Consider the following 239-nt stretch of genomic DNA (forward strand, 5'->3'; position numbering starts at 1 on the left):
CGGGCTTACAGGCTTCTTCGGCTATATTGGCGGCTCTGCCTTTGCCAATGCCATGATGGGCGTAGTCGTGGATCACTATGACTGGACAGGAGGCTTTATTTTACTGGTTGGTTCTTGTGTGCTTGCGATTGTCTTCCTGGCGATGACATGGAATACAGGAAAGCGTGTAGAGCAAGCTTAATGAAAATCACATAAAAGATTCATATCCGCCCAACATGCCCTTTACATCTATTTCTTAT

The 239-nt window shown here is 45.6% G+C and carries 1 pseudogene; it reads left to right on the top strand.

Annotated features, from left to right (window positions below):
- Nucleotides 1-181 (top strand): annotated as a pseudogene (gene glpT, locus SB775_RS33480) (glycerol-3-phosphate transporter); the annotation flags it as partial.
- Between the last annotated feature and the right edge of the window lie 58 nt (nucleotides 182-239).

It is taken from the genome of Peribacillus sp. SIMBA_075, assembly GCF_046534585.1.